Source organism: Pseudomonas sp. WS 5411, from assembly GCF_012985595.1.
GTDB lineage: Bacteria > Pseudomonadota > Gammaproteobacteria > Pseudomonadales > Pseudomonadaceae > Aquipseudomonas > Aquipseudomonas shahriarae.
In genome coordinates, this window is sequence record NZ_JAARMC010000003.1 from 532,318 (window position 1) to 555,143 (window position 22,826).

General features: G+C 60.1%; 23 protein-coding genes. 13 read left to right on the forward strand and 10 right to left on the reverse strand.

Annotated features, from left to right (window positions below):
- Positions 1-4 precede the first annotated feature (4 nt).
- The 5 genes from HBR93_RS09075 to trpE all read left to right on the forward strand — a co-directional run bounded on the left by HBR93_RS09075 (position 5) and on the right by trpE (position 5,321).
- Entirely contained in the window at positions 5-832 is an 828-nt protein-coding gene (locus HBR93_RS09075) for an ABC transporter permease (protein WP_029296783.1), read from the forward strand.
- 216 nt (positions 833-1,048) lie between these two features.
- The gene (locus HBR93_RS09080; protein ID WP_057440328.1) at positions 1,049-2,197 is read left to right on the forward strand and encodes an iron-containing alcohol dehydrogenase; all 1,149 of its coding nucleotides are present in this window, start codon (positions 1,049-1,051) and stop codon (positions 2,195-2,197) included.
- A gap of 84 nt (positions 2,198-2,281) precedes the next feature.
- Complete coding sequence (gene rpe, locus HBR93_RS09085; protein WP_057440329.1) at positions 2,282-2,956, forward strand: ribulose-phosphate 3-epimerase; 675 nt, start codon at positions 2,282-2,284, stop codon at positions 2,954-2,956.
- Positions 2,953-3,771 (forward strand): phosphoglycolate phosphatase, encoded by an 819-nt coding sequence (locus HBR93_RS09090; protein ID WP_057444298.1) that lies wholly within the window; start codon positions 2,953-2,955, stop codon positions 3,769-3,771. The genes rpe and HBR93_RS09090 overlap by 4 nt, the downstream gene beginning before the upstream one ends.
- Positions 3,772-3,839: 68 nt before the next feature.
- Positions 3,840-5,321, forward strand: a complete 1,482-nt coding sequence (gene trpE / locus HBR93_RS09095) for an anthranilate synthase component I (RefSeq protein ID WP_169960154.1) — start codon at positions 3,840-3,842, stop codon at positions 5,319-5,321.
- Between the two features lie 152 nt (positions 5,322-5,473).
- Here the strand turns inward: trpE and estP are convergent, their stop codons facing one another.
- Positions 5,474-7,396 carry an esterase EstP gene (estP, locus tag HBR93_RS09100; RefSeq protein ID WP_169960155.1) on the reverse strand — a complete coding sequence of 641 codons (1,923 nt, stop codon included), beginning with the start codon at positions 7,394-7,396 and terminating at the stop codon, positions 5,474-5,476.
- 418 nt (positions 7,397-7,814) lie between these two features.
- Between estP and HBR93_RS09105 the strand changes: the two genes are divergently transcribed.
- From HBR93_RS09105 to HBR93_RS09120, 4 genes are all read left to right on the forward strand, one after another.
- A complete protein-coding gene (locus HBR93_RS09105; protein WP_057440330.1) occupies positions 7,815-8,408 on the forward strand; it encodes an aminodeoxychorismate/anthranilate synthase component II in 594 nt (197 codons plus the stop codon).
- A 9-nt stretch (positions 8,409-8,417) separates the two neighbouring features.
- Positions 8,418-9,467: an anthranilate phosphoribosyltransferase gene (trpD, locus tag HBR93_RS09110; RefSeq protein WP_032858515.1), complete on the forward strand. Its 1,050-nt coding sequence runs from the start codon at positions 8,418-8,420 to the stop codon at positions 9,465-9,467.
- Positions 9,464-10,300 carry an indole-3-glycerol phosphate synthase TrpC gene (gene trpC / locus HBR93_RS09115; protein ID WP_057440331.1) on the forward strand — a complete coding sequence of 279 codons (837 nt, stop codon included), beginning with the start codon at positions 9,464-9,466 and terminating at the stop codon, positions 10,298-10,300. The genes trpD and trpC overlap by 4 nt, the downstream gene beginning before the upstream one ends.
- A 136-nt stretch (positions 10,301-10,436) precedes the next feature.
- The gene (locus HBR93_RS09120) at positions 10,437-11,132 is read left to right on the forward strand and encodes a lipoate--protein ligase family protein (protein WP_057440332.1); all 696 of its coding nucleotides are present in this window, start codon (positions 10,437-10,439) and stop codon (positions 11,130-11,132) included.
- Here HBR93_RS09120 and crp read toward each other — a convergent pair.
- On the reverse strand, positions 11,129-11,773 hold the full coding sequence (crp, locus tag HBR93_RS09125) for a cAMP-activated global transcriptional regulator CRP (RefSeq protein ID WP_057440333.1): 645 nt from the start codon (positions 11,771-11,773) through the stop codon (positions 11,129-11,131). The genes HBR93_RS09120 and crp overlap by 4 nt on opposite strands.
- Positions 11,774-12,006: 233 nt before the next feature.
- Between crp and HBR93_RS09130 the strand changes: the two genes are divergently transcribed.
- A complete protein-coding gene (locus HBR93_RS09130) occupies positions 12,007-12,429 on the forward strand; it encodes an OsmC family protein (protein WP_005792019.1) in 423 nt (140 codons plus the stop codon).
- Positions 12,430-12,485: 56 nt separating this feature from the next.
- Here the strand turns inward: HBR93_RS09130 and coq7 are convergent, their stop codons facing one another.
- The 6 genes from coq7 to hemJ all read right to left on the reverse strand — a co-directional run bounded on the left by coq7 (position 12,486) and on the right by hemJ (position 16,940).
- A complete protein-coding gene (gene coq7, locus HBR93_RS09135; RefSeq protein ID WP_029296753.1) occupies positions 12,486-13,133 on the reverse strand; it encodes a 2-polyprenyl-3-methyl-6-methoxy-1,4-benzoquinone monooxygenase in 648 nt (215 codons plus the stop codon).
- 114 nt (positions 13,134-13,247) lie between these two features.
- On the reverse strand, positions 13,248-13,586 hold the full coding sequence (locus HBR93_RS09140; RefSeq protein WP_032858506.1) for a histidine triad nucleotide-binding protein: 339 nt from the start codon (positions 13,584-13,586) through the stop codon (positions 13,248-13,250).
- A gap of 46 nt (positions 13,587-13,632) precedes the next feature.
- Positions 13,633-14,418 carry an SDR family oxidoreductase gene (locus tag HBR93_RS09145; protein ID WP_057440334.1) on the reverse strand — a complete coding sequence of 262 codons (786 nt, stop codon included), beginning with the start codon at positions 14,416-14,418 and terminating at the stop codon, positions 13,633-13,635.
- Positions 14,419-14,481: 63 nt separating this feature from the next.
- Positions 14,482-15,444 carry a DUF805 domain-containing protein gene (locus tag HBR93_RS09150; RefSeq protein WP_057440335.1) on the reverse strand — a complete coding sequence of 321 codons (963 nt, stop codon included), beginning with the start codon at positions 15,442-15,444 and terminating at the stop codon, positions 14,482-14,484.
- Positions 15,445-15,513: 69 nt separating this feature from the next.
- Positions 15,514-16,476, reverse strand: coding sequence for a nitronate monooxygenase family protein (locus HBR93_RS09155; RefSeq protein ID WP_057440336.1), 963 nt, complete (start codon positions 16,474-16,476; stop codon positions 15,514-15,516).
- Positions 16,477-16,511: 35 nt separating this feature from the next.
- The gene (gene hemJ, locus HBR93_RS09160) at positions 16,512-16,940 is read right to left on the reverse strand and encodes a protoporphyrinogen oxidase HemJ (protein WP_057440337.1); all 429 of its coding nucleotides are present in this window, start codon (positions 16,938-16,940) and stop codon (positions 16,512-16,514) included.
- A gap of 136 nt (positions 16,941-17,076) precedes the next feature.
- Between hemJ and argC the strand changes: the two genes are divergently transcribed.
- Together argC and erpA are read left to right on the forward strand one after the other, a co-directional pair.
- Positions 17,077-18,111: an N-acetyl-gamma-glutamyl-phosphate reductase gene (argC, locus tag HBR93_RS09165; protein ID WP_169960156.1), complete on the forward strand. Its 1,035-nt coding sequence runs from the start codon at positions 17,077-17,079 to the stop codon at positions 18,109-18,111.
- 163 nt (positions 18,112-18,274) lie between these two features.
- Complete coding sequence (gene erpA, locus HBR93_RS09170) at positions 18,275-18,625, forward strand: iron-sulfur cluster insertion protein ErpA (protein ID WP_003176443.1); 351 nt, start codon at positions 18,275-18,277, stop codon at positions 18,623-18,625.
- Positions 18,626-18,693: 68 nt separating this feature from the next.
- Here the strand turns inward: erpA and HBR93_RS09175 are convergent, their stop codons facing one another.
- The gene (locus HBR93_RS09175; protein ID WP_169960157.1) at positions 18,694-19,785 is read right to left on the reverse strand and encodes an anhydro-N-acetylmuramic acid kinase; all 1,092 of its coding nucleotides are present in this window, start codon (positions 19,783-19,785) and stop codon (positions 18,694-18,696) included.
- Positions 19,786-19,788: 3 nt separating this feature from the next.
- Entirely contained in the window at positions 19,789-21,201 is a 1,413-nt protein-coding gene (locus HBR93_RS09180) for a peptidoglycan DD-metalloendopeptidase family protein (RefSeq protein ID WP_057440340.1), read from the reverse strand.
- Between the two features lie 210 nt (positions 21,202-21,411).
- Here HBR93_RS09180 and tyrS point away from each other — a divergent pair, with 210 nt between their 5' ends.
- The gene (tyrS, locus tag HBR93_RS09185; RefSeq protein WP_076962201.1) at positions 21,412-22,611 is read left to right on the forward strand and encodes a tyrosine--tRNA ligase; all 1,200 of its coding nucleotides are present in this window, start codon (positions 21,412-21,414) and stop codon (positions 22,609-22,611) included.
- The last annotated feature ends 215 nt before the right edge of the window (positions 22,612-22,826 follow it).

Below are 22,826 nucleotides of genomic sequence, written 5' to 3' on the forward strand. Positions count from 1 at the left end.
TGAAATGTCCAGCAGTCCTTATATGTCACCCATCGAGCGGGTGTGGTTCTACAGCTTGCGGATCCTCTGCGGCCTGATCCTGTTGTTCCTGATCCTGCCGGTGCTGGTGATCATCCCGCTGTCGTTCAACTCCGGGAGTTTCCTGGTGTACCCGCTGCAGGGGTTTTCGCTGCACTGGTACCAGGACTTCTTTGCCTCGGCGGAATGGATGCGCGCCTTGAAGAACAGCATCATCGTCGCCCCGGCGGCCACGGTGCTGGCGATGGTGTTTGGCACGTTGGCCGCTATTGGCCTGACCCGTGGCCACTTCCCCGGCAAGGCGCTGGTGATGGCCCTGGTGATTTCGCCGATGGTGGTACCGGTGGTGATTATCGGCGTGGCGAGTTACTTGTTCTTTGCCCCGCTGGGGCTGGGCAACAGTTTCTTTTCGCTGATCGTGGTGCATGCGGTGCTGGGCGTGCCCTTTGTGATCATCACCGTGTCGGCGACCTTGCAGGGCTTCAACCACAACCTGGTGCGAGCCGCGGCCAGCCTGGGGGCGTCGCCGTTGACCGCGTTTCGCCGGGTGACGCTGCCGCTGATTGCGCCGGGCGTCATTTCCGGGGCGCTGTTTGCCTTTGCCACGTCGTTCGATGAGGTGGTGGTGACGCTGTTCCTCGCCGGGCCCGAGCAGGCCACCTTGCCTCGGCAGATGTTCAGCGGCATCCGCGAAAACCTCAGCCCGACCATTGCCGCAGCGGCGACCTTGCTGATTGCCTTCTCGGTGGTGCTGTTGCTGACCCTGGAGTGGCTGCGTGGGCGCAGCGAAAAACTGCGGACGGCGCAGGTCTGACTGCTGAAACCCGGTCACCTGTGGGAGCAGGCTTGCCTGCGATGGCCTCGACTCGGTACACCTGATGCACCGAGTCGAGGCCATCGCAGGCGAGCCAGCTCCTACATTGACCGGGCCCGCTTTGAATGACCCAACCATTCAGCCGCTGAATGGCAGACAACCCGCATTCCCCAGCTATTCTTGTGCCAGCCCACCAATTTATAAGAGGCCGCGCACATGAGTACCTCCTCATTCAAGATCGCCCACAAATTGCTCACCGGCCCAGGCGCCATCGAGCAATTGGCCGCCGAGCTGACCCGGCTGGATATCGACAACCCGTTGATCGTCACCGATGCTGCGCTGGTCAAGTCCGGTACGGTGCAACTGGCATTGGCGCAGTTGGGTGATCGGCCCTACGAGATTTTCGACCGGGTGCTGCCCGACCCGGAGATCGCCATCGTCGAAGACTGCATGCAGGCCTACCGCGAAGGCGGGCATGACGGCCTGATCGGCGTGGGCGGTGGCAGTGCCATTGATATCGCCAAGAGCGTCGCCGCCTATGCCGGTTATCACGGCGCACTCGAGGATTTGTTCGGTGTGGACCAGGTGCCGCGCAAAGGCCCGCCGCTGATTGCCATTCCCACCACGGCCGGCACGGGGTCGGAAGTGACCAATGTGGCGATTCTGTCGGACAAGGCCGCGCAATTGAAAAAAGGCATCGTCAGCGACTACCTGCTGCCGGATGTTGCGCTGATCAGCCCGCAAATGACCCTGACCTGCCCGCGCAGTGTTACGGCTGCCAGTGGTGTGGATGCCCTGGTGCATGCCATCGAGTCCTATCTGTCCCTGAACGCCTCGCCAATCACCGATGCCCTGGCCATTGGCGCGATCAAGTTAATCGCCAACGCCTTGCCCAAGGCCTACGCCAACCCGGCCAACCTGCAGGCGCGGGACGATATGGCCACGGCCAGCCTGATGGCCGGCATGGCCTTTGGCAATGCCGGGGTGGGGGCGGTGCATGCGCTGGCCTACCCGTTGGGCGGGCGTTTCAACATTGCCCACGGGGTGAGCAACGCGTTGCTGCTGCCCTATGTGATGCACTGGAACAAGCTGGCCTGCGTCGAGCGCATGCAGGATATCGCCCAGGCCATGGGGGTGAATATCACGGGCTTGAGCGTCAACGATGCAGCGGACCAGGCGGTGGAGGCCATGACGCGACTGTGCGCCGCAGTGGAGATCCCTAGCGGCTTGCGCAGCTTCGGCGTGCCAGAGGAGGCGATTCCGGCCATGGCCTTAGAAGCCGCGGGAATCGAGCGCCTGATGCGCAACAATCCGCGCAAGCTCAGTGCGGCGGATATCGAGAAAATCTACCGCGCCGCGTACTAGTCATTGAGTCAGGTCACGGTGCGCGCAACAAAGCATGAGGTATACAATGCGCGCCATCGTGATTTAGCTCAGAAAAGGTGCGTCATGCAGCCCTTCGTAATTGCTCCATCGATTCTCTCCGCCGACTTCGCCCGCCTGGGCGAGGAAGTGGACAACGTGTTGGCCGCCGGTGCCGACTTCGTGCACTTCGATGTCATGGACAACCACTATGTGCCGAACCTGACCATCGGCCCGATGGTTTGCGCCGCGCTGCGCAAGTACGGCGTGACCGCGCCGATTGACGTGCACCTGATGGTCAGCCCGGTGGACCGCATCATCGGCGACTTCATCGAAGCCGGTGCGACCTACATCACCTTCCACCCGGAAGCCACGCTGCATGTCGACCGCTCCCTGCAACTGATCCGCGAAGGCGGCTGCAAGGCTGGCCTGGTGTTCAACCCGGCGACCCCGCTGGACACCCTCAAGTACGTGATGGACAAGGTCGACATGGTCTTGCTGATGAGCGTCAACCCGGGTTTTGGCGGGCAGAAGTTCATTCCCGGCACCCTCGACAAGCTGCGTGAGGCCCGTGCGCTGATTGACGCCTCTGGCCGTGATATCCGCCTGGAGATCGACGGTGGGGTCAACGTCAACAACATCCGTGATATCGCGGCGGCGGGCGCCGACACCTTCGTCGCCGGCTCGGCGATCTTCAACACCCCTGACTACCAGGCCGTGATTGCCAAGATGCGTGAAGAACTGGCGCTGGCGCGTCCATGAGCGGTTTTGAGCAGCTGTTCCCCGGTAAATTGCCGCGGCTGGTGATGTTCGATCTGGACGGCACCCTGGTCGATTCGGTCCCGGACCTGACGGCTGCGGTGGATCACATGTTGCTCAAGTTGGGGCGCAAGCCTGCCGGTATCGAATCGGTACGCGAGTGGGTCGGCAACGGCGTGCAGATGCTGGTGCGCCGTGCGCTGGCCAATCACATTGATGCCGAAGGTGTCGATGAGGTGGAGGCCGAGCACGCGCTGGAACTGTTCAACGCGGCCTACGAAGACGGCCACGAACTGACCGTGGTTTACCCCGGCGTGCGCGACACCCTCAAGTGGCTGCACAAGCAGGGCGTGGAAATGGCCCTGATCACCAACAAGCCGGAACGCTTCGTCGCGCCGCTGCTGGACCAGATGAAGATCGGCCGGTATTTCCGCTGGATCATCGGCGGCGATACCCTGCCGCAGAAAAAACCGGATCCGGCGGCGTTGTTCTTTGTGATGAAAATGGCCAATATCCCGGCGTCCCAGTCGCTGTTTGTCGGCGATTCGCGCAGCGATGTGCTGGCGGCGAAAGCGGCGGGGGTCAAGTGTGTGGCCTTAAGCTATGGCTACAACCATGGCCGGCCGATTGCCGAAGAGTCGCCGGCGCTGGTCATTGATGACCTGCGACTGCTAATCCCCGGTTGCTTGGGAGCGGGCGCTGAGATAACGTTGCCCGACGCTGTCCCATCCCCTTCTGGAAATCCCATCGTGGTGGTCACTCGCAAACTCTGGATGAAAGTCATCAAGGCCCTGGCCCGCTGGCGTTGGCGCGCCTGACTGATCCTGGCCGCGCTGCGGCACGTTTGCCTACCTGACTGTTAGACCCTCACGCCACGAGGCACCCCATGATCCGCGAAGAATTCCTGCGTTTGGCCGCTGCCGGCTACAACCGCATCCCCATGGCCCGGGAAACCCTGGCCGACTTCGATACGCCGCTGTCGATCTACCTGAAACTGGCCGACGAGCCCAATTCCTATCTGCTGGAATCGGTGCAGGGCGGCGAAAAGTGGGGCCGTTACTCGATCATCGGCCTGCCGTGCCGCACGGTCCTGCGGGTGCATGACCATCATGTCAGCATCACCCATGATGGCGTCGAGATCGAAAGCCACGATGTGCAAGACCCGCTGGCCTTCGTCGAAGCCTTCAAGGCGCGCTACAACGTGCCAACCATTGCTGGTTTGCCGCGTTTCAATGGCGGCCTGGTGGGGTATTTCGGCTACGACTGCGTGCGTTACGTGGAGCAACGCCTGGGCAAATGCCCGAACCCCGACCCGTTGGGTGTGCCGGACATCCTGCTGATGGTTTCCGACGCGGTGGTGGTGTTCGACAACCTGGCCGGCAAGATGCACGCGATTGTGCTCGCCGACCCGGCCCAGGCCGATGCGTTCGAGCAAGGCCAGGCCAGCCTCGAAGCGCTGCTGGACAAGCTGCGCCAGCCGATCACCCCGCGTCGCGGCCTGGACCTCAGCCGTCCGCCGGCGGCCGATCCGGTATTTCGCTCCAGCTTTACCCAGGATGACTACGAGCGCGCGGTCGATACCATCAAGCAATACATCCTCGCCGGTGACTGCATGCAAGTGGTGCCGTCGCAGCGGATGTCCATCGACTTCAAGGCGGCGCCCATCGACTTGTACCGGGCGCTGCGCTGCTTCAACCCGACGCCGTACATGTACTTCTTCAACTTTGGCGATTTCCACGTAGTGGGCAGCTCGCCGGAAGTGCTGGTGCGCGTCGAAGACAACCTGATCACCGTGCGGCCGATTGCCGGCACGCGCCCCCGTGGCGCGACCGAAGAGGCCGACCTGGCACTTGAAGAAGACCTGCTGTCCGACGACAAGGAAATCGCCGAGCACTTGATGCTCATCGACCTGGGGCGTAACGACACCGGACGCGTTTCGGAAATCGGCTCGGTGAAGCTCACCGAGAAGATGGTGATCGAGCGTTATTCCAACGTGATGCACATTGTGTCCAACGTCACCGGCGAGCTGAAGGCCGGCCTGACGGCGATGGACGCGCTGCGCGCAATTCTGCCGGCGGGCACCTTGTCCGGCGCCCCGAAGATTCGTGCGATGGAAATCATCGACGAGCTGGAGCCGGTCAAGCGTGGGGTCTACGGCGGCGCCGTGGGTTATTTCGCGTGGAATGGCAACATGGACACGGCCATTGCGATCCGCACGGCGGTGATCAAGGACGGCGAACTGCATGTGCAGGCGGGCGGCGGGATTGTCGCCGACTCGGTGCCGGCCCTTGAGTGGGAAGAAACCCTGAACAAGCGCCGGGCGATGTTCCGTGCGGTGGCATTGGCCGAGCAGACCCCGCAAGACTGACGGTCGATCCCGATCTAAATGTGGGGTTGGGCTTGTGTGGGAGCGGGCTTGCCCGCGATGGCGGTCTGTCAGTCACCGATGCAGTGACTGAACCACCGCTATCGCGGGCAAGCCCGCTCCCACATGGGTTTTATGTTGTTTTTAAGGCCGTATTAGAAATCCAGGCTCACTCCGACACTGACCCCTTGCTGGGTCAGGCTGTCATCCTTCCTCACGTTATACGCCGCGCGCAACGCCAGCTCCTGGGTGAGCTTGTGGCTGACCCCGAGACTCAAGCGATCCGAATTGCTGCGAGGGGTATAGCCATCGAGTTCGAAGCCGATCCCCTGCACGCTGTTGAGCGCAATGTTCACCTTCTGGGTGTCGTTTTCGAACTCATGCTCGTGGGCCACTTCGCCAAAAACCTGGGTTTGCGGGGTGACGCGGTAGCTGCCCTGCAGGCCAACGCCCAGGCGTTTGGAGTCGCGTTGCTGGTTGGCAAAGGTCAGCGCGGTGGAGCGGCTGCCTTTTTCCGAGTAGCCATCGACTTCGATTCGCGCATAGTCGGCGCTGATGAACGGCGACAGGTGCCAATCGCTGCCGACCCCGGCAATGTCATAGCCTACGCGGCCGCTCAAGGCCCAGAGCCAGCCGTCGGTGTCACCTTTTTCTGAGCCTTCGCTGACGCCCAGGGCGAACTTGCGCTTGAGGCTGTCGAAGTCCAGCCGGCCGCCGGTCAGCGCGGCATCGGCCCACCAGTGATTGTGCTGATACTGCGCGAATGCGCTGCCCATGTAGCTGTTGAGCTTGTAGTCCGAGTCGCTGGCGCCGGCTTCGAGTGTCTGGCGATACAGCCCAGCCGCGACACCTACGCGCCAGCTGTCGTCGAGACGATAGCTGCCGCCGACATTCAGGTTGTAGCCACTGCCGTCGCCACTGGCCGAGCTGCCTTGACCGTCGAAGTCCAGGCGCTGACCACCACCGGCGACAATTGCGCGCCATTGGCCGACGGCTTGCCAGTTGCCGTTGTCTGCCTGCCACTGGTTACGCAGCTCATCCTGATGGGCGCGCAGGGTGCCTTGGGCCATTTCTGGCAGCAGGCTCAGCTCCCAGGGGGCGGCGAGCAGCGAGTAGGCATAGTCGGCAATCAAGCGTTGCCCGGCGACGGTGGGGTGGACCGAGTCGTTGTAGATCAGCTTGGTCGGGTCCGGCTGGGTGCCGCCGATGCCATACGTCGGGTTGGCGGTGCAACTGTTGCCAGTGAAGCAGGTGCCGGTAAGGTTCTGCCCGGTCGCCAGGCCAAATCGGCCTGGGTCGGCGAAGGTTTCCTGCAACAGCAGTGGAATATTCAACGGGATGATCTGGGCGTCGATCTGCGACAGGCGCTGTACCAGTGCCTGGTTGAAAATAGTGCTCAGGGCGGACGTCCCAGCCTGCTGCGGCGTGCCGTTGATGGCGGGTGTCAGGCCCAGGTCGGGCAGCATCCACACCATGATGTAGCGCGCACCGGCTTGTTGCAGAGCCTGGGCGCTGTCGGCCAGGCGCCCGCCTGCGGCAACGGCTTGGCCTGGACTGAGGACGCGCTGTTGCAGGAAGTCATTACCGCCACCGGACAGAAAATACAGCGCGTTGGGGTCGGCCCGCCCACCGTTTGCTGGCAGGTAACCCTGGCGACTGCGTAAAACAGTGCCCGCGCCCGCATTGCCGGGGGGGATCGCCGTGTCGGAGGCTGAGGTGATGGAATCCAGGATGTTGTCGGTACGGTAGCCGCCGACCGCCCAGTTATTGCCGTCAGGCAAGCCTTGCGCGGCGCGAACCGGCGAGGTGGAGGCATTCAGGTCGTTTGGCGCTACACCCAGTTTGGAGCCCAGCAGGGTCGATGAAACCAGGCCGTAGTCACCCTGGAATGTGGGGCCGGTACGGTTGGTAAAACGCAGGGTGGCACCGGACACACCATCGGGGAACTGGCCGGCGTCCGCCAGGCTATCGCCAAAAACCACCATGGTTGAATAAGGTGACGGTGCTGCAAACGCCTGCGCGCAGGCCAGTGCCAGGAGGCATCCGGCAAGGGGCGCAACAAAAGATGGTCTGAGCATAGGGATTCCATATGATTGTTTTTGTATCGGAAGTGAAACACTAGCAATGTAGAGGGAGTTTTCTGTGAGGAAAATCGTTTTTTCTTACAAAACCTTCGTCATGCCCCCCGTATTTGCTGCTCTATATTGCACCGCTGGCGAGGCTACGTTACTGTGCGGGAACGTATGAATGAGACCCTCCCCGTGTTGATCATCAGCAAACTCTTGATGCGAGTAGTCAAGGCACACGCCCGTTGGCGTTGGCGCGCCTGAATTTTCTCTGCCGGCCCGGCCGGACCTGTACCGATTTGCCTTCTTCACCCTTTGTTCGACGCCCCTTGCCGGCTGACCCTGGCAACCGGAACGTGCGTCTGGCAGCGGGTCACGCTCCTGGAAGGCGGTCATTCGAAATCAGTGAATTCAAGAGGTTTGAACCCACATGTTGCTGATGATTGATAACTACGACTCCTTTACCTACAACGTTGTGCAATACCTGGGCGAGCTCGGTGCCGAGGTCAAGGTGGTGCGCAACGATGAAATGACGGTGGCGCAGATTGCTGCCCTGAACCCGGAGCGTATCGTGGTTTCCCCAGGCCCCTGCACGCCGACCGAGGCGGGTATCTCCCTGGAAGCCATCCGGTTTTTCGCCGGCAAGCTGCCGATTCTCGGGGTTTGCCTGGGCCACCAGTCCATCGGCCAGGCATTTGGCGGCGACGTGGTGCGTGCCCGCCAGGTGATGCACGGCAAGACCAGCCCGGTGTTCCATAATGATCAAGGTGTGTTCCAGGGATTGAACCTGCCGGTGACGGTGACCCGTTACCACTCACTGGTGGTCAAGCGCGAGACCTTGCCCGAATGCCTGGAACTGACGGCCTGGACCCAGCTGGAAGACGGCTCGGTCGACGAGATCATGGGCCTGCGGCACAAGACACTGAATGTCGAAGGGGTGCAGTTTCACCCTGAATCAATTCTGACCGAGCAGGGCTACGAGCTGTTCGCCAACTTTCTCAAGCAGAGCGGCGGCACGCGCTAAGGACTTTCCATGGATATCAAGACTGCCCTGAGCCGTATCGTCGGCCATCTGGACCTGAGCACCGCTGAAATGAGCGATGTCATGCGCGAAATCATGACCGGCCAATGCACCGATGCGCAGATTGGCGCCTTTATGATGGCCATGCGCATGAAGAGCGAGAGCATCGACGAAATCGTCGGCGCCGTCTCGGTGATGCGTGAACTGGCGGACAAGGTCGAACTCAAGACCCTCGACGGCGTGGTCGATGTGGTCGGCACCGGCGGTGACGGTGCGAATATTTTCAACGTTTCGACGGCATCATCCTTTGTCGTAGCCGCTGCCGGCTGCACCGTGGCCAAGCACGGCAACCGCGCGGTATCGGGCAAGAGCGGCAGTGCCGATCTGCTGGAAGCGGCCGGGATCTACCTGAACCTGACCCCGGTGCAGGTGGCGCGCTGCATCGACAACGTCGGTATCGGCTTTATGTTTGCCCAGTCCCACCATGGGGCGATGAAACACGCCGCGGGCCCGCGCAAGGACCTTGGCCTGCGTACCCTGTTCAACATGCTTGGCCCGCTTACGAATCCGGCCGGTGTGAAGCATCAGGTGGTGGGCGTGTTCAGCCAGGCGCTGTGCCGGCCATTGGCCGAAGTCCTGCAGCGCCTGGGCAGCAAACACGTGCTAGTGGTGCACTCCAAGGATGGCCTGGACGAATTCAGCCTGGCGGCCCCAACCTTTGTGGCCGAGCTGAAGAACGATCAGGTCACCGAATATTGGGTCGAGCCAGAAGACCTCGGTATGAAGAGCCAGAGCCTGCATGGCCTGGCGGTAGAAAGCCCGGCGGCGTCCCTTGAATTGATTCGCGATGCCCTGGGGCGTCGCAAGACCGAGAACGGTCAGAAAGCGGCAGAGATGATTGTTCTGAATGCTGGCGCGGCACTTTATGCAGCCGATCACGCCTATAGTCTTACAGAAGGTGTCGCCTTGGCCCACGATGCGCTGCATACGGGTCTGGCTCGCGAAAAGCTCGAAGAGCTGGGAGCATTCACGGCCGTATTCAAGATGGAGAATGAAGGATGAGCGTGCCAACAGTTCTGGAAAACATCCTCGCCCGCAAAGTTGAAGAAGTGGCCGAACGCCGCGCACGGGTGAGCCTGGCCGAGTTGGAAAACCTGGCAAAAAGCGCCGATGCACCCCGCGGCTTTGCCAATGCCCTGATCACCCAGGCCAGGCTCAAGCAGCCAGCGGTGATCGCCGAGATCAAAAAGGCCTCGCCGAGCAAAGGCGTGATCCGCGAGAACTTCGTGCCGGCAGAGATTGCTGCCAGCTATGAGAAGGGCGGGGCAACTTGCCTTTCGGTGTTGACCGATATCGACTACTTCCAGGGTTCCGACGCTTACCTGCAACAAGCCCGCGCCGCGTGCAAGTTGCCGGTGATCCGCAAGGACTTCATGATCGACCCGTACCAGATCGTCGAGGCCCGGGCGTTGGGCGCGGATTGCGTGCTGCTGATCGTTTCGGCGCTGGACGACGTGCAGATGGCCGAGTTGGCGGCGGTTGCCAAAGGCGTGGGCCTGGATGTGCTGGTCGAGGTCCATGACGGTGACGAACTGGAGCGCGCGCTGAAAACCCTCGACACACGACTGGTTGGGGTCAACAACCGCAACCTGCACACCTTTGACGTCAACCTGGAAACCACCCTGGACCTGCTGCCGCGCATTCCTCGTGACCGCCTGGTGATTACCGAGAGCGGGATCGTCAATCGTGCGGATGTGGAGTTGATGGAAATCAGCGACGTGTATTCGTTCCTGGTCGGCGAGACCTTTATGCGTGCGGAGAATCCAGGGGCGGAGTTGCAGCGCCTGTTTTTCCCGGAGCGTGGTCTACCGATCAGTGGTTCGACACTGGATTGATGTGAAACGCGGACACTGTGGGAGCTGGCTTGCCTGCGATAGCATCACCTCGGTGCAACAGAGACACCGAGGCGGCAGCATCGCCGGCAAGCCAGCTCCCACATTTTTTGTGTTTATTCAGAAAGGCAGGTGTTCGATGATCCAACCCGTAGCGATGACCGTTGAAGCAGGCCTTGCCGCCGAGCAGGACTTGCTGGCCGCCGTCTGCGCGGGTGAACAATCCTTCGGCCTGCTGTTCTGGCAGCCCAGCGACCAGGCACTGGTGATGCCTCGCCGTCTGAGTCGTCTGCCCGCCTTTGACGCGGCCAGTCAGGTATCGGCCGCCCACGGTTGGCCGGTGTTGCTGCGGGAAACAGGGGGGGAGCCAGTGCCGCAGTCTGCGGCGACGGTGAATATCGCACTGGTCTACGCGCCACCCCGTAGCGAGGGCGACCAGGGCCGCATCGAGACCGGCTACCTGCGCCTGTGCCAGCCCATTTGCGACTTGCTGACCGAGTTGGGCGGCGATGCCTCTGTGGGCGAAATCGACGGGGCCTTTTGCGATGGCCGCTATAACGTCAATCTCAACGGACGCAAGATGGTCGGTACTGCCCAGCGCTGGCGCCAGAGTGGCGGGCGCCCGGTAGGCCTGGTGCATGGCGCATTGTTGCTGGAGAACCATCGTGAGGAACTGATTGCAGCGGTCAATCGCTTCAATCAGGCGTGCGGCCTCGAGCAGCGGGTGCGTGCCGACAGCCATATCGCCTTGCATGAAGCCTTTGCTGCGCCGGATGCCATCAGCCGCCTCGACGGTTTATACCGGCAGATGCTGGCACAGGTGTTTGCGTACTAGCGAGTGCCGAACACCACCATCGTCTTGCCTTTGACGTGCACCAGGTTGCGCTCTTCCAGATCCTTGAGCACTCGACCGACCATCTCCCGTGAGCAACCGACAATCCGGCCGATTTCCTGGCGCGTAACCTTGATTTGCATGCCGTCTGGATGGGTCATGGCATCCGGCTGCTTGCACAGTTCCAGCAAGCAGCGGGCGACGCGCCCGGTGACGTCGAAGAACGCCAGGTCACCGACTTTGCGCGTGGTGTTGCGCAAGCGCTGGGCAATCTGGCCGCTCAGGGCATAAAGGATGTCCGGATCTTGTTGGGCCAGTTCGCGAAATTTCGCATAGCTGATTTCTGCGACCTCACACTCAATCTTCGCCCGCACCCAGGCGCTGCGCTCCTGTTCTTTCCCCGCTTGTTCAAACAGGCCCAGCTCACCGAAGAAATCACCGGTATTGAGATAGGCTATGATCATTTCGCGACCGTCGTCATCCTCGATCAGGATCGTGACCGAACCTTTGATAATGAAAAACAGGGTTTCCGAGCGTTCCCCGGCGCAGATGATGTTCTGCTTGGCCGGATAGCGTTGCCTCTGACAATGGGTCAGTAACTTATCGAGGTTCTTGATCTTGGGTATGGGGGTAATAGCAACCATGGTTGTATCCCGAAAAGACTGCACGGTGTGGTTGGGCTGGTATTTTTATAGAGCGGATCCATCCGGAGGATGGCAATGCGCCATAGATTTGGCGTCAGCTTAACAGACGCATTCTGACTCGATCAGGGAATTTACCTATCAAAGTCTGCTGTTGAACGTATTTGGGCAGAACACTGCGCTTGCGGGGGCCTGTGATAAGCTGGCGCCCCTTTTTTAGCAGTGGAGTCTGGGCGATGAAGGCACGCATCCAATGGGCGGGCGAAGCCATGTTCCTCGGTGAGTCGGGCAGTGGCCATGTGGTGGTCATGGATGGCCCGCCGGAAGCCGGTGGCCGCAATCTGGGTGTACGGCCCATGGAAATGCTCCTGCTCGGCGTGGGTGGTTGCAGCAACTTCGATGTGGTCAGCATCTTGAAGAAGTCGCGCCAGGCGGTGGAAAGCTGCGAAGCCTTTTTGGAAGCCGAGCGCGCGACTGAAGACCCGAAGGTGTTCACCAAGATCCATATGCATTTTGTGGTCAAGGGGCGTGCGCTGAAGGAAGCGCAGGTCAAGCGGGCCATCGAGCTGTCGGCGGAGAAGTACTGCTCGGCCTCGATCATGCTCGGCGCGGCAGGTGTGGCCATTACCCATGATTACGAGATCATTGAGTTGGGCTGATCGCAGGATCTTCTGACAAAAAGAAAGGGCGCTTTGCAAGCGCCCTTTTTTGCAGCTCAGATTCGGTAGGTGCTCTTGGTCATGACCTTGGCCATCAGGCTCATGCCAAACCTCACCGGCGCCGGGAAGCGGAAACCGCCGGCATCCAGCGCACTTTCTGCGTGGTGTTCTTCGTCGATACGCATCTGCTCAAGAATCGCCCGGGACTTTTCATCCTCGGCCGGTAGTTGCTCCAGGTGCTCATCCAGGTGTTTGCACACCTGATGTTCGGTCGCGGCGACAAAACCCAGGCTGACCTTGTCGCTGATCAAGCCGGCAGCGGCGCCGATGCCAAACGACAGGCCATAAAACAGTGGGTTGAGCACACTGGGGTGGCTGCCCAATTGGCGGATACGTTGTTCACACCAGGCCAAGTGGTCGATTTCTTCCTCAGCCGCGTGCTCCATGGCCGCGCGTACTTGCGGCAGCTTGGCGGTCAGGGCCTGGCCCTGGTAGAGCGCCTGGGCACAGACTTCGCCGGTATGGTTGATGCGCATCAGGCCGGCGACATGACGGGTATCCGTTTCGCTCATTTGTGCTTCGGGTTGCACGATGGCAGGTGACGGGCGATACGGCTGGCCGCTGAAGGGCAGCAGTGTGCGCATGGCTGTGTCGGCCTGCAGCAACAGTCGGTCAATCGGCGAGTAGTGACGTTGGGTAGTCATGCTGACCTCCGGGAAAAATCTCGGCGGTCAGTTTACCGCAAGAGAGGGGCGTGCGTTTGCGCTGGGTCATGCTTCTTGCAGGAGCCGGCAAGCCGGCTCCTGCAATGGCGGGTTTCAGCCGGGTGGCCAGTTCATCTGGCGTTGACCCAGTACATGCATATGAATGTGATAGACGGTCTGGCCGCCATCTTCATTGCAGTTCATCACCACGCGAAAGCCTTTTTCACAGCCTTGTTCTACGGCCAGGCGCTGGGCGGTGAACAGGATGTGTCCAGCCAGGCCTTTGTCTTCTTCCGTCAGGTCGTTGAGGGTGCGGATCGGCTTTTTCGGAATCACCAGGAAATGCACGGGGGCCATTGGCGCAATATCGTGGAAGGCCAGGACTTGGTCATCCTCGTAGATAATCCTCGCGGGTATTTCTCTGTTGATGATCTTGGTGAACAGAGTATCCACAGCTGTTTCTCCATTATGAAAGTGCAGGGTGAGTGTACCCAGCAGGTCAACGCGGGCAATAGGCCTTGTTGATCGCGCCGGCAATCTTGCGGGTCAACCAGCGTGGGCTCAAGCGTGGGCTGAACGCCAGCCAGCGGTTACGGCGACCGGGAACAATGATCGCTTTGTTCTTTGCCAGGGCTCGTACGGTGTGCAGCGCCACTTCTTCCGGGCTCATCAGCTGCTGACGGTCCAGCTTGGCGGTGTCCATCTGTGCGGTGCCGAAGAAGGCAGTGCGGGTCGGGCCGGGGCAGAGCACTGAGACCTTGATACCACAGCTTTTCAGCTCTTCGCGCAGACCTTCGGAGAAGTGCAGTACATAGGCCTTGCTGGCGTAGTAGGTACTCATCCATGGCCCCGGCTGGAAGGCCGCGACGGAGGCGACGTTAAGAATCTGCCCACCACCGTGCAAGGCCATGGAGTTACCCAGCGCATGGCACAGGCGGGTCAGGGCGAGGATGTTGACTTCGATCAGGTCCTGCTCGGTCATCCAGTCCTGGGCCAGGAATGGGCCGCTGGTGCCAATACCGGCACAGTTGACCAGCAAGTCGATCTGCCGCTCGCCTTCTTCCAGCTCCAGCAGGAACCCGGACAGGCGCAGTGGCTCGCCCAGGTCACAGGCGCGGAACAGCACCTCGACGCCAAAACGTTGGGTCAGCTCTATGGCAATACTTTCCAACTGATCACGCTGGCGGGCCACCAGAATCAAGCTGCGGCCGCGACGGGCCAGTGCTTCGGCCAAGGCCAGGCCGATGCCACTGGAGGCACCGGTGATCAGAGCGTAACGGGTCATGCATTTCTCCATCGCAACGCCACCGCGCCTGCGACAGATGCGTCACAGGCGTGGGGCGTTTCTTCATTCTTGCGGAGAGTCTACAGGTTCGGCCGCATCGTCAGCACTTTGCACATCTTCTTCACCGGCGATGACGCTCTGGTCAGCTTCTTCATCGGTGGACATGGAGCTGCTTTCGTAGCCACTGTCCACGCTGGTTTCGAGCTGGTCCAGGTAACCGCCCATGGCCAGCATCACTGCGGCGGCGAATATCAATGGGAGCATCGCCAGCCACAGGGTGGCCAGGACCTTTACTGCGGTCGAGTTGCGTGGCGGTGGTGCACCATATTGGTTGGCGCCTGCATTGCCGGGCAGCACGATCAACAGGATCGGGAAAATGCTGCCCACGATCGGCACCAGGTTCAGGAACCATAACCAGCCGGACCAGCCCAGGTCATGCAGGCGCTGCACGGTGATCAGGACGCTCATCCACACCGATGCCACGAGCAAGACCAGACCAAGCAGTGAACCAATGATGATCGCCGCAGTGGGCGATGCCGCGGCAATACCCACGCCCACGGTGAACAAGGCGCCTACGATGGCGAACAGCGCCAGGCTCAGGACCAGGGTCCAGGCCAGGAAACGCAGGCGCCCGATACGGCCGTTGACGGTGAACACGTTGAGGGTGGAAAACTCTGGAAGGTCATCCCCCACGGCTGCGCGCGGTGGTGCATACGGCGAGGTGGCCGGGCGCGAAAAATCGGAGGCGCCGGAGTCGGTCTCGTGGGTTTCAGCCAGGTTGAAAGCCACAGGCTGTTCAGCTTCGATGCGCGCATCCACCCCGGCGTTTTTCAGGGCGGCCAGGTAGGTTTCGGCATCGGGGCGAGACAGGTCGCGCTTGAGGGCGACTGGACGCCCGGTGAAGAGCTTTTCGATCGCCTCGACTTCGCTTTTGAACAATTCGGCCAGGTTCAGCTTGGCGGTGGTGCTTTCGACACCCGGGAGCAAGGCTCCATCAAACACAATCTTGAAACGGTTGTCGCTCATGCAGGCATCCTTGTCACTTTTCAGGGGGGTAATGCTGGCCTGCCTCATTCGGCAGGCCAGGCGGGTGGGTCAGCGCGGCCAGCGCAATTGTGCTGCGTGCTCGCGCGCCTTGCGGTATTCGGCATCAAGGCGGGCAACCAGTTCATCGACACTGGGTAAATCGTCAATCTCACCGACGCCTTGGCCGGCGGACCATACGGTCTTCCAGGCTTTGGCCTCGTCGCTGAGTGGTTTGAGCTTGGAGCCAAAGTTGACTTCGCCCTTGCCTTGCAGGGCGGCGAGGTCGAAACCGGCGTTTTCCAGACTCTGGCGCATAAAGCTTGCAGGCACGCCGGACACCGCCGGAGTGTGCACGATATCGGCTGCGCGCGATGTGAGCAGCATCTCTTTATAGGCATCGGGGGCGTGGCTTTCGGTGGTGGCGATAAAGCGCGTGCCGAAATACGCGAGATCAGCCCCGAGCAATTGCGCGGCGAGGATTTCGTGCCCATGGTTCAGGCAGCCGGCCAGCAACAGGGTCTTGTCGAAGAACTGGCGAATTTCGGCGACCAGCGAAAACGGGCTCCAAGTGCCGGCGTGGCCACCAGCCCCTGCCGCCACCGCGATCAGCCCATCGACCCCGGCTTCGGCGGCCTTTTCGGCGTGGCGCCGAGTGGTGACGTCGTGGAACACCAGGCCGCCGTAGCTGTGTACGGCGTCTACCAATTCCTTGACCGCGCCCAGGCTGGTGATAACGATCGGCACCTTGTGCTCGACGCAAATCGCCAGGTCAGCCTCAAGGCGTGGGTTGCTGTGGTGCACGATCAGGTTGACCGCGTAGGGCGCAGGGTTGTCCAGCAGCGCCAGGCCCGCTTCGATTTCTTCCAGCCAGGCCTTGAAGCCACTGCTTTCACGCTGGTTGAGTGCCGGAAAGCTCCCGACCACGCCATTTCGGCAGCACGCCAGGACCAGTTGCGGATTGGAAATCAGGAACATCGGCGCAGCCACCACGGGCAGGCGCAGACGTTGTTCAAGCAAAGCGGGCAGCGACATTGGAAGTACCCCGGATTAAGTGCGGCTAAGTAGAGTTAGAACGGCTTGACGACGACCAAAATTACAATAGCCAGCAATATCAGAACCGGCACTTCATTGAACCAGCGATAAAAGACATGGCTGCGGGTGTTTTCGCCACGGGCAAAACGTTTTACCTGAGCGCCACACATATGGTGGTAACCGATCAGGATCACCACCAGGGTCAGCTTGGCGTGCATCCAGCCACCCTGGCTGAAGATGCTCGGGTTAAGGCTGATCAACCAGATGCCGAATACCAGCGTGGCGATCATCGACGGCAGCATGATGCCCTTGTACAGCTTGCGCTCCATGATGCAGAAGCGTTCCTGGCTGACGGCATCCTGGCTTTGTGCGTGGTAGACGAACAGGCGCGGCAGGTAAAACAGCCCGGCAAACCAGCAGACAATGCTGACGATATGGAAGGCTTTGAGCCATAGATAAAGCATTTTTAGTTATTCCCAGGTTCACGGTAACTGGAGATAGTAGAGGTTAGAGCGTGCGTACGTCACCTTGACGGTTGTCGCAGAACGATACGGCCCCTATTATCGACGGCTTTCCAGTGGGTTCGTTGAGGGCAGGTTTATGGTCAAGGTCGGTATCGTCGGCGGCACGGGTTACACCGGTGTCGAATTGCTGCGTCTGTTGGCTCAGCATCCGCAAGCTGAGGTAGTGGTCATTACCTCCCGATCCGAGGCCGGCCTGGCCGTTGCCGATATGTACCCCAACCTGCGTGGCCATTACGACGGCCTGGCGTTCAGCGTTCCGGATATCAAGACCCTGGGCGCCTGCGATGTGGTGTTTTTCGCGACCCCCCACGGTGTTGCCCATGCGTTGGCCGGCGAGCTGCTGGCCGCCGGGACCAAGGTCATTGACCTCTCGGCGGACTTCCGTTTGCAGGATGCCGATGAGTGGGCCAAGTGGTATGGTCAGCCCCATGGTGCTCCAGAGCTGCTTGAAGAGGCGGTGTACGGCTTGCCAGAGGTTAATCGTGAGCAGATCAAGCAGGCGCGTCTGATCGCCGTGCCGGGTTGCTATCCGACGGCTACGCAGCTGGGTTTCCTACCGCTGCTGGAAGCTGGTCTGGCGGACGCCTCGCGCCTGATTGCCGACTGCAAGTCGGGCGTCAGCGGCGCTGGTCGCGGTGCAGCAGTAGGCTCCTTGTACTCCGAGACCTCGGAAAGCATGAAGGCGTATGCCGTAAAGGGGCATCGCCATCTGCCGGAAATTCGCCAGGGGCTGCGGCGTGCGGCGGGCAGTGACGTCGGTATGACGTTCGTGCCGCACCTGACCCCGATGATCCGTGGGATTCACTCGACACTGTATGCAACGGTCGTGGATCGCTCGGTGGATCTGCAGGCATTGTTTGAAAAACGTTATGCCAATGAGCCGTTCGTCGATGTAATGCCTGCCGGTAGCCACCCGGAAACCCGCAGCGTGCGCGGTGCCAACGTGTGCCGGATTGCCGTGCATCGTCCGCAGGATGGCGACTTGGTGGTGGTGCTGTCGGTTATCGATAATCTGGTCAAGGGCGCGTCGGGCCAGGCTGTGCAGAACATGAACATCTTGTTCGGCCTTGATGAGAAGCTCGGCTTGTCCCACGCCGGCATGCTGCCTTAAGGCGTTGGCTGCTGTGCAAAAGGCCCGTTGATCGGGCCTTTCGTGTTTTTAAGGGCCGCCGGGCAGATTGATATACCGTAACAATAGTTGACCGCTTTTCTAGGAGAAGCGGATAATGGCGGTCATCACGCATATGGCGGCGCTACGCCGGGAGATTATCAGCATGAGCGTTGAATCCTTCACCCCCACGGCTTTGCAATTCACCCACGGTGCTGCGCACAAGGTGAAGAGCCTGGTCGATGAAGAGGGTAATGATCGCTTGAAGCTGCGCGTATTCGTTACGGGCGGCGGTTGTTCAGGGTTTCAGTACGGCTTCACCTTCGATGAAGATGTGGCTGACGACGACACCATTGTCGAGCGCGAAGGCGTAAGCCTGGTTGTGGATCCGATGAGCTTCCAGTACTTGGCAGGTGCCGAGGTGGACTACCAGGAAGGTTTGGAAGGCTCACGCTTTGTGATCAAGAACCCGAATGCCACCACGACGTGTGGTTGCGGTTCGTCTTTCTCGATCTGATCAGTAGCGGATTAAGCAAAACGCCGCTTGGCTCTTATGGGGCCAAGCGGCGTTTTGCTATCTGCGTTTCAGGCGGGGTAGATCGCGCCAAGTACACGAAGGCCGCGGGCGCCTGTCACGCTTGGACGGTTGGCGGCGATACCTTCCAGGCAGCAATGGGCCAGCCAGGCGAAGGCCATGGCTTCCACCCAGTCGGGGTCTACACCGTGGGTGGCGGTGCTGCTGACACGGGTGGTCGGTAGCATGGCGGCGAGGCGGTTCATCAGCGTCGAGTTATGGGCGCCGCCGCCACACACCAGCAGGGTTTCGGTTTGCGGCTGTGCAGTTTTCAACGACTCGACGATGGTCTGTGCGGTCAGTTCCAGCAGCGTGGCCTGGATATCCTGGGCATTGAACGATGGTAGTCGACCGAGGTGGTGTTCCAGCCAAGGCAGGTTGAAGACTTCGCGCCCAGTGCTTTTCGGCCCCTTGGTCAGGAAGAAGGGGTCGCTGAGCAAAGCGTTAAGCAACTGTGGCTCGACCTTTCCCGTCGCGGCCCATTGGCCGTCGCGGTCAAAGTTTTCGCCTCGTTGCTGGTGAATCCAGGCGTCGAGCAGAACGTTGCCCGGGCCGCAGTCAAAACCCGCTACGGGTTTGCCGGTCTCGATCAGGCTCAGATTGCTGAAACCGCCGACATTCAGTACTGCGCGGTTGCCAGTAGCCTCGCCGAACAGCGCTTCGTGAAAGGCGGGCACCAGTGGTGCGCCCTGGCCGCCGGCGGCTACATCGCGGCTGCGAAAGTCGCTGACGACGGTTATTCCGGTCAGTTCGGTCAGTAGGGCGGGGCTGCCAATCTGCACGGTGAAACCGCGGGCGGGCTCGTGGCGAATGGTCTGCCCATGGCTGCCAATCGCACGGATGTCGTGGTGAGTGAGTTGCTGCTGCTCAAGCACGGCATGAATGCCCTGGGCTGCGAGCGTTACCCAGCTTTGCTGGGCAATCGCCGAGCGTGCAATTTCATCCGGGCCACTGGCGCAAAGGCTCAGCAGCTCGGCGCGCAGGGATTCAGGCATGGGGATGTAATGTGTGGCGACCAACTTGACCGCCGTATTTTGCTCGATCAGCGCTATGTCCAGGCCATCAAGGCTGGTCCCGGACATGACACCTATATAGAGCGCCATCGCTTAGCGCTTCGCCGAAGCCAGCATGGTGGCGCGTTCCTGGTCCATGCGTGCCATCAGCGGTTGGCTTTGCTGAAGGAAGCGTGCGCGCTCGGCCTTGGCGATCGGGTCGGCCATCGGCAGCTTCTGGCCCAGGGGGTCGACGTGCACGCCGTTGACCTGGAACTCATAGTGCAGGTGTGGGCCGGTGGACAGGCCGGTGGTGCCGATATAGCCAATCACTTGGCCTTGCTTGACGTTGCCGCCGGTCTTCACGCCTTTGGCAAAGCCTTGCATATGCCCATAAAGCGTACGGTAGCTGTTGCCGTGCTGGATGATAACGGTGTTGCCGTAGCCACCGCGGCGCCCGGCCAGCAGCACCTTGCCGTCGCCGGCAGCTTTGATCGGCGTGCCGCGCGGTGCTGCATAGTCCACGCCTTTGTGGGCGCGGATTTTGTTCAGAATTGGATGCTTGCGACCCATGGAGAAACGCGAGCTAATACGGGCGAAGTCAACTGGAGTACGGATGAAGGCCTTGCGCATGCTATTGCCGTCGGCGGTGTAGTAGCTGCTATTGCCCTGTTTGTTTGTGTAACGCACGGCAGTGTAGGTCTTGCCGCGGTTGGTGAAGCGCGCCGAGAGGATATTGCCGGTGCCGACAACCTTGCCGTTAGCCACCTTTTGCTCGTAGATCACATCGAATTCGTCACCCTGGCGAATGTCCTGAGCGAAGTCGATGTCGTAGCCAAATACGCTGGCCATGTCCATGGTCATGCTATGGGACAGGCCTGCGCGAGCTGCCGACTGGGACAGCGAGCTATTGATCACGCCATGAATGTAGGCGGAGCGCATCACCGGCTTGGTGGTCACGCGATTGAAGGCAAAGCCCTTGGCGCCCCGGGTCAGGGTGATGCTTTCGAGGTCGTTGAGATTGGTGTGCAGGGTGGTCAGTTGGCCTTCAGGATTCAGTTCGAACTCAAGCTTCTGGCCACGCTTGAGCTGGGTGAATTGCTTGGCTTGCTTATCGCTGGCCAGCACATCGCTAACGGTGGTGGCGGGTAGTCCGACCTTTTCGAATAACGTCGACAGCGTATCGCCTTTGGCCACGATCACTTCGCGATGCTCGGGGCCTTTCGCTACCTGGGCTGCAGGCGCTGCCTGAGCGGTTTGTTTGGTGTCGTCTGCGCTTTCTTCAATCTGCGCAAATGGTGACTCTGCGCTCGCGGTTGTGGCTTGTTGTGCGTCAGAAGCGTCTTGATCTTGTGTCAGTTGTTCAACCGGACTCTCCAAGTCAAGACTCAGGGTCGTTCGTTTGGCTTCTACGTCGCTGGAAGGGAATACCAGGAGTGCCAGGCTGAGAAGGGCGGCGATACCACTTGCGGCGAGCAGGTGGGTCTTCGGGTAAAGCGGTGGCGCTTTAGACGGTTCAGTGGTCATAGGTAATTTTGACTTTGAAAAGGTGAAATGGAAAAGATGAATGACATGATGAAGATGAAATAACTGTATAAAATATAACCAAATCATCTGTGGCGCAAGCTTGCGAATGCCGGGCTCGCCGAATGGTGTCCGTTTGCAGGGCAAAACTTGTAATTAGTCCCTGATCTTGTATGGTTGGTTCCCTTTGAATCTGAGCCTTGCGGGTCTGTTATGAAGTCGGTTGAAGAGCAGCTAGCGCTGATCAAACGTGGTGCGGAAGAACTGTTGGTCGAGGCCGAGCTGATTGAAAAGCTCAAGCGTGGCCAACCCCTGCGTATTAAGGCCGGCTTTGATCCGACGGCACCGGATCTGCACCTGGGTCACACCGTGCTTATTAATAAGCTGCGCCAGTTCCAGGAGTTGGGGCATCAGGTGATCTTCCTTATAGGTGATTTCACCGGGATGATCGGTGATCCGAGTGGTAAGAGTGCCACCCGCCCGCCGCTGACCCGTGAGCAGGTTCTTGATAATGCCGAGACCTACAAGACCCAGGTCTTCAAGATTCTCGATCCTGCCAAGACCGAAGTGGCGTTCAACTCCACCTGGATGGATCAGATGGGGCCGGCGGATTTCATTCGCCTGACATCCCAGTACACCGTTGCGCGGATGCTTGAGCGTGATGACTTCGATAAGCGCTACTCCACCAATCAGCCTATTGCGATACACGAGTTCCTATACCCGTTGGTTCAAGGGTATGACTCGGTAGCGTTGCGAGCGGACGTTGAGCTGGGCGGTACTGATCAGAAGTTTAACTTGTTGATGGGGCGTGAGCTGCAGCGTGCGTATGGCCAGGAGGCTCAGTGCATTCTGACTATGCCGTTGCTGGAAGGCTTGGATGGCGTCAAGAAGATGTCCAAGTCACTGGGCAACTACGTCGGCATCCAGGAAGCGCCGGGGGTGATGTACGGCAAGTTGGTTTCTATCCCTGATGCGTTGATGTGGCGTTACTTCGAGCTGTTGAGCTTCCGCTCGATGGATGAGATCAACGCATTGCGTGCTGACGTGGAGGCGGGTGCGAATCCTCGGGACGTCAAGATCAAGCTGGCGGAAGAGATTGTTGCGCGTTTCCATGGCGAGGAGGCTGCGGCCAGTGCTCACCGTGCGGCGGGCAATCGTATGAAGGATGGCGAGCTGCCGGATGATCTGCCTGAGATCGAATTGACTGCTGGTGAAGCGATGCCGATTGCGGCCGTCCTTAATAAGGCAGGCCTGGTGAAGAACTCGGCGGTTGCACGTGACCTTCTGGGGTCCGGTGGTGTGCGTATAGATGGTGAGGTTGTCGATCGCACCTTTATATACGAGCTGGGCGCGACCCACGTTTGCCAGGCCGGCAAGAAGGCATTTGCGCGAATTACGCTTAAATCCGAATAAACCTGAAATTAACTGTTGACGGCGATTTATATCTGTCTATAATTCGCCCCACTTCCGGCGCAGTCGAAACGGAAAACTCCTTGGTAAGCAAAGAGTTACGCAGAATTCGACAGCGAGTTGCTTCAGTTCATCGAAGCCCAGAAGGAGTTGGTAGAGCAGTGTTGTTTGGCTCTATTAACGTTTCGATCCTCTCGGTCGAAAGCGGAGAAAAAGAG

Bases quoted from the DNA above. Each gene is read 5' to 3' on its own strand.
- HBR93_RS09075 (WP_029296783.1), top strand. From the start codon at position 5: ATGTCCAGCAGTCCTTATATGTCACCCATCGAGCGGGTGTGGTTCTAC.
- HBR93_RS09080 (WP_057440328.1), top strand. From the start codon at position 1,049: ATGAGTACCTCCTCATTCAAGATCGCCCACAAATTGCTCACCGGCCCA.
- rpe (WP_057440329.1), top strand. From the start codon at position 2,282: ATGCAGCCCTTCGTAATTGCTCCATCGATTCTCTCCGCCGACTTCGCC.
- HBR93_RS09090 (WP_057444298.1), top strand. From the start codon at position 2,953: ATGAGCGGTTTTGAGCAGCTGTTCCCCGGTAAATTGCCGCGGCTGGTG.
- trpE (WP_169960154.1), top strand. From the start codon at position 3,840: ATGATCCGCGAAGAATTCCTGCGTTTGGCCGCTGCCGGCTACAACCGC.
- estP (WP_169960155.1), bottom strand. From the start codon at position 7,396: ATGCTCAGACCATCTTTTGTTGCGCCCCTTGCCGGATGCCTCCTGGCA.
- HBR93_RS09105 (WP_057440330.1), top strand. From the start codon at position 7,815: ATGTTGCTGATGATTGATAACTACGACTCCTTTACCTACAACGTTGTG.
- trpD (WP_032858515.1), top strand. From the start codon at position 8,418: ATGGATATCAAGACTGCCCTGAGCCGTATCGTCGGCCATCTGGACCTG.
- trpC (WP_057440331.1), top strand. From the start codon at position 9,464: ATGAGCGTGCCAACAGTTCTGGAAAACATCCTCGCCCGCAAAGTTGAA.
- HBR93_RS09120 (WP_057440332.1), top strand. From the start codon at position 10,437: ATGATCCAACCCGTAGCGATGACCGTTGAAGCAGGCCTTGCCGCCGAG.
- crp (WP_057440333.1), bottom strand. From the start codon at position 11,773: ATGGTTGCTATTACCCCCATACCCAAGATCAAGAACCTCGATAAGTTA.
- HBR93_RS09130 (WP_005792019.1), top strand. From the start codon at position 12,007: ATGAAGGCACGCATCCAATGGGCGGGCGAAGCCATGTTCCTCGGTGAG.
- coq7 (WP_029296753.1), bottom strand. From the start codon at position 13,133: ATGACTACCCAACGTCACTACTCGCCGATTGACCGACTGTTGCTGCAG.
- HBR93_RS09145 (WP_057440334.1), bottom strand. From the start codon at position 14,418: ATGACCCGTTACGCTCTGATCACCGGTGCCTCCAGTGGCATCGGCCTG.
- HBR93_RS09150 (WP_057440335.1), bottom strand. From the start codon at position 15,444: ATGAGCGACAACCGTTTCAAGATTGTGTTTGATGGAGCCTTGCTCCCG.
- HBR93_RS09155 (WP_057440336.1), bottom strand. From the start codon at position 16,476: ATGTCGCTGCCCGCTTTGCTTGAACAACGTCTGCGCCTGCCCGTGGTG.
- hemJ (WP_057440337.1), bottom strand. From the start codon at position 16,940: ATGCTTTATCTATGGCTCAAAGCCTTCCATATCGTCAGCATTGTCTGC.
- argC (WP_169960156.1), top strand. From the start codon at position 17,077: ATGGTCAAGGTCGGTATCGTCGGCGGCACGGGTTACACCGGTGTCGAA.
- erpA (WP_003176443.1), top strand. From the start codon at position 18,275: ATGAGCGTTGAATCCTTCACCCCCACGGCTTTGCAATTCACCCACGGT.
- HBR93_RS09175 (WP_169960157.1), bottom strand. From the start codon at position 19,785: ATGGCGCTCTATATAGGTGTCATGTCCGGGACCAGCCTTGATGGCCTG.
- HBR93_RS09180 (WP_057440340.1), bottom strand. From the start codon at position 21,201: ATGACCACTGAACCGTCTAAAGCGCCACCGCTTTACCCGAAGACCCAC.
- tyrS (WP_076962201.1), top strand. From the start codon at position 21,412: ATGAAGTCGGTTGAAGAGCAGCTAGCGCTGATCAAACGTGGTGCGGAA.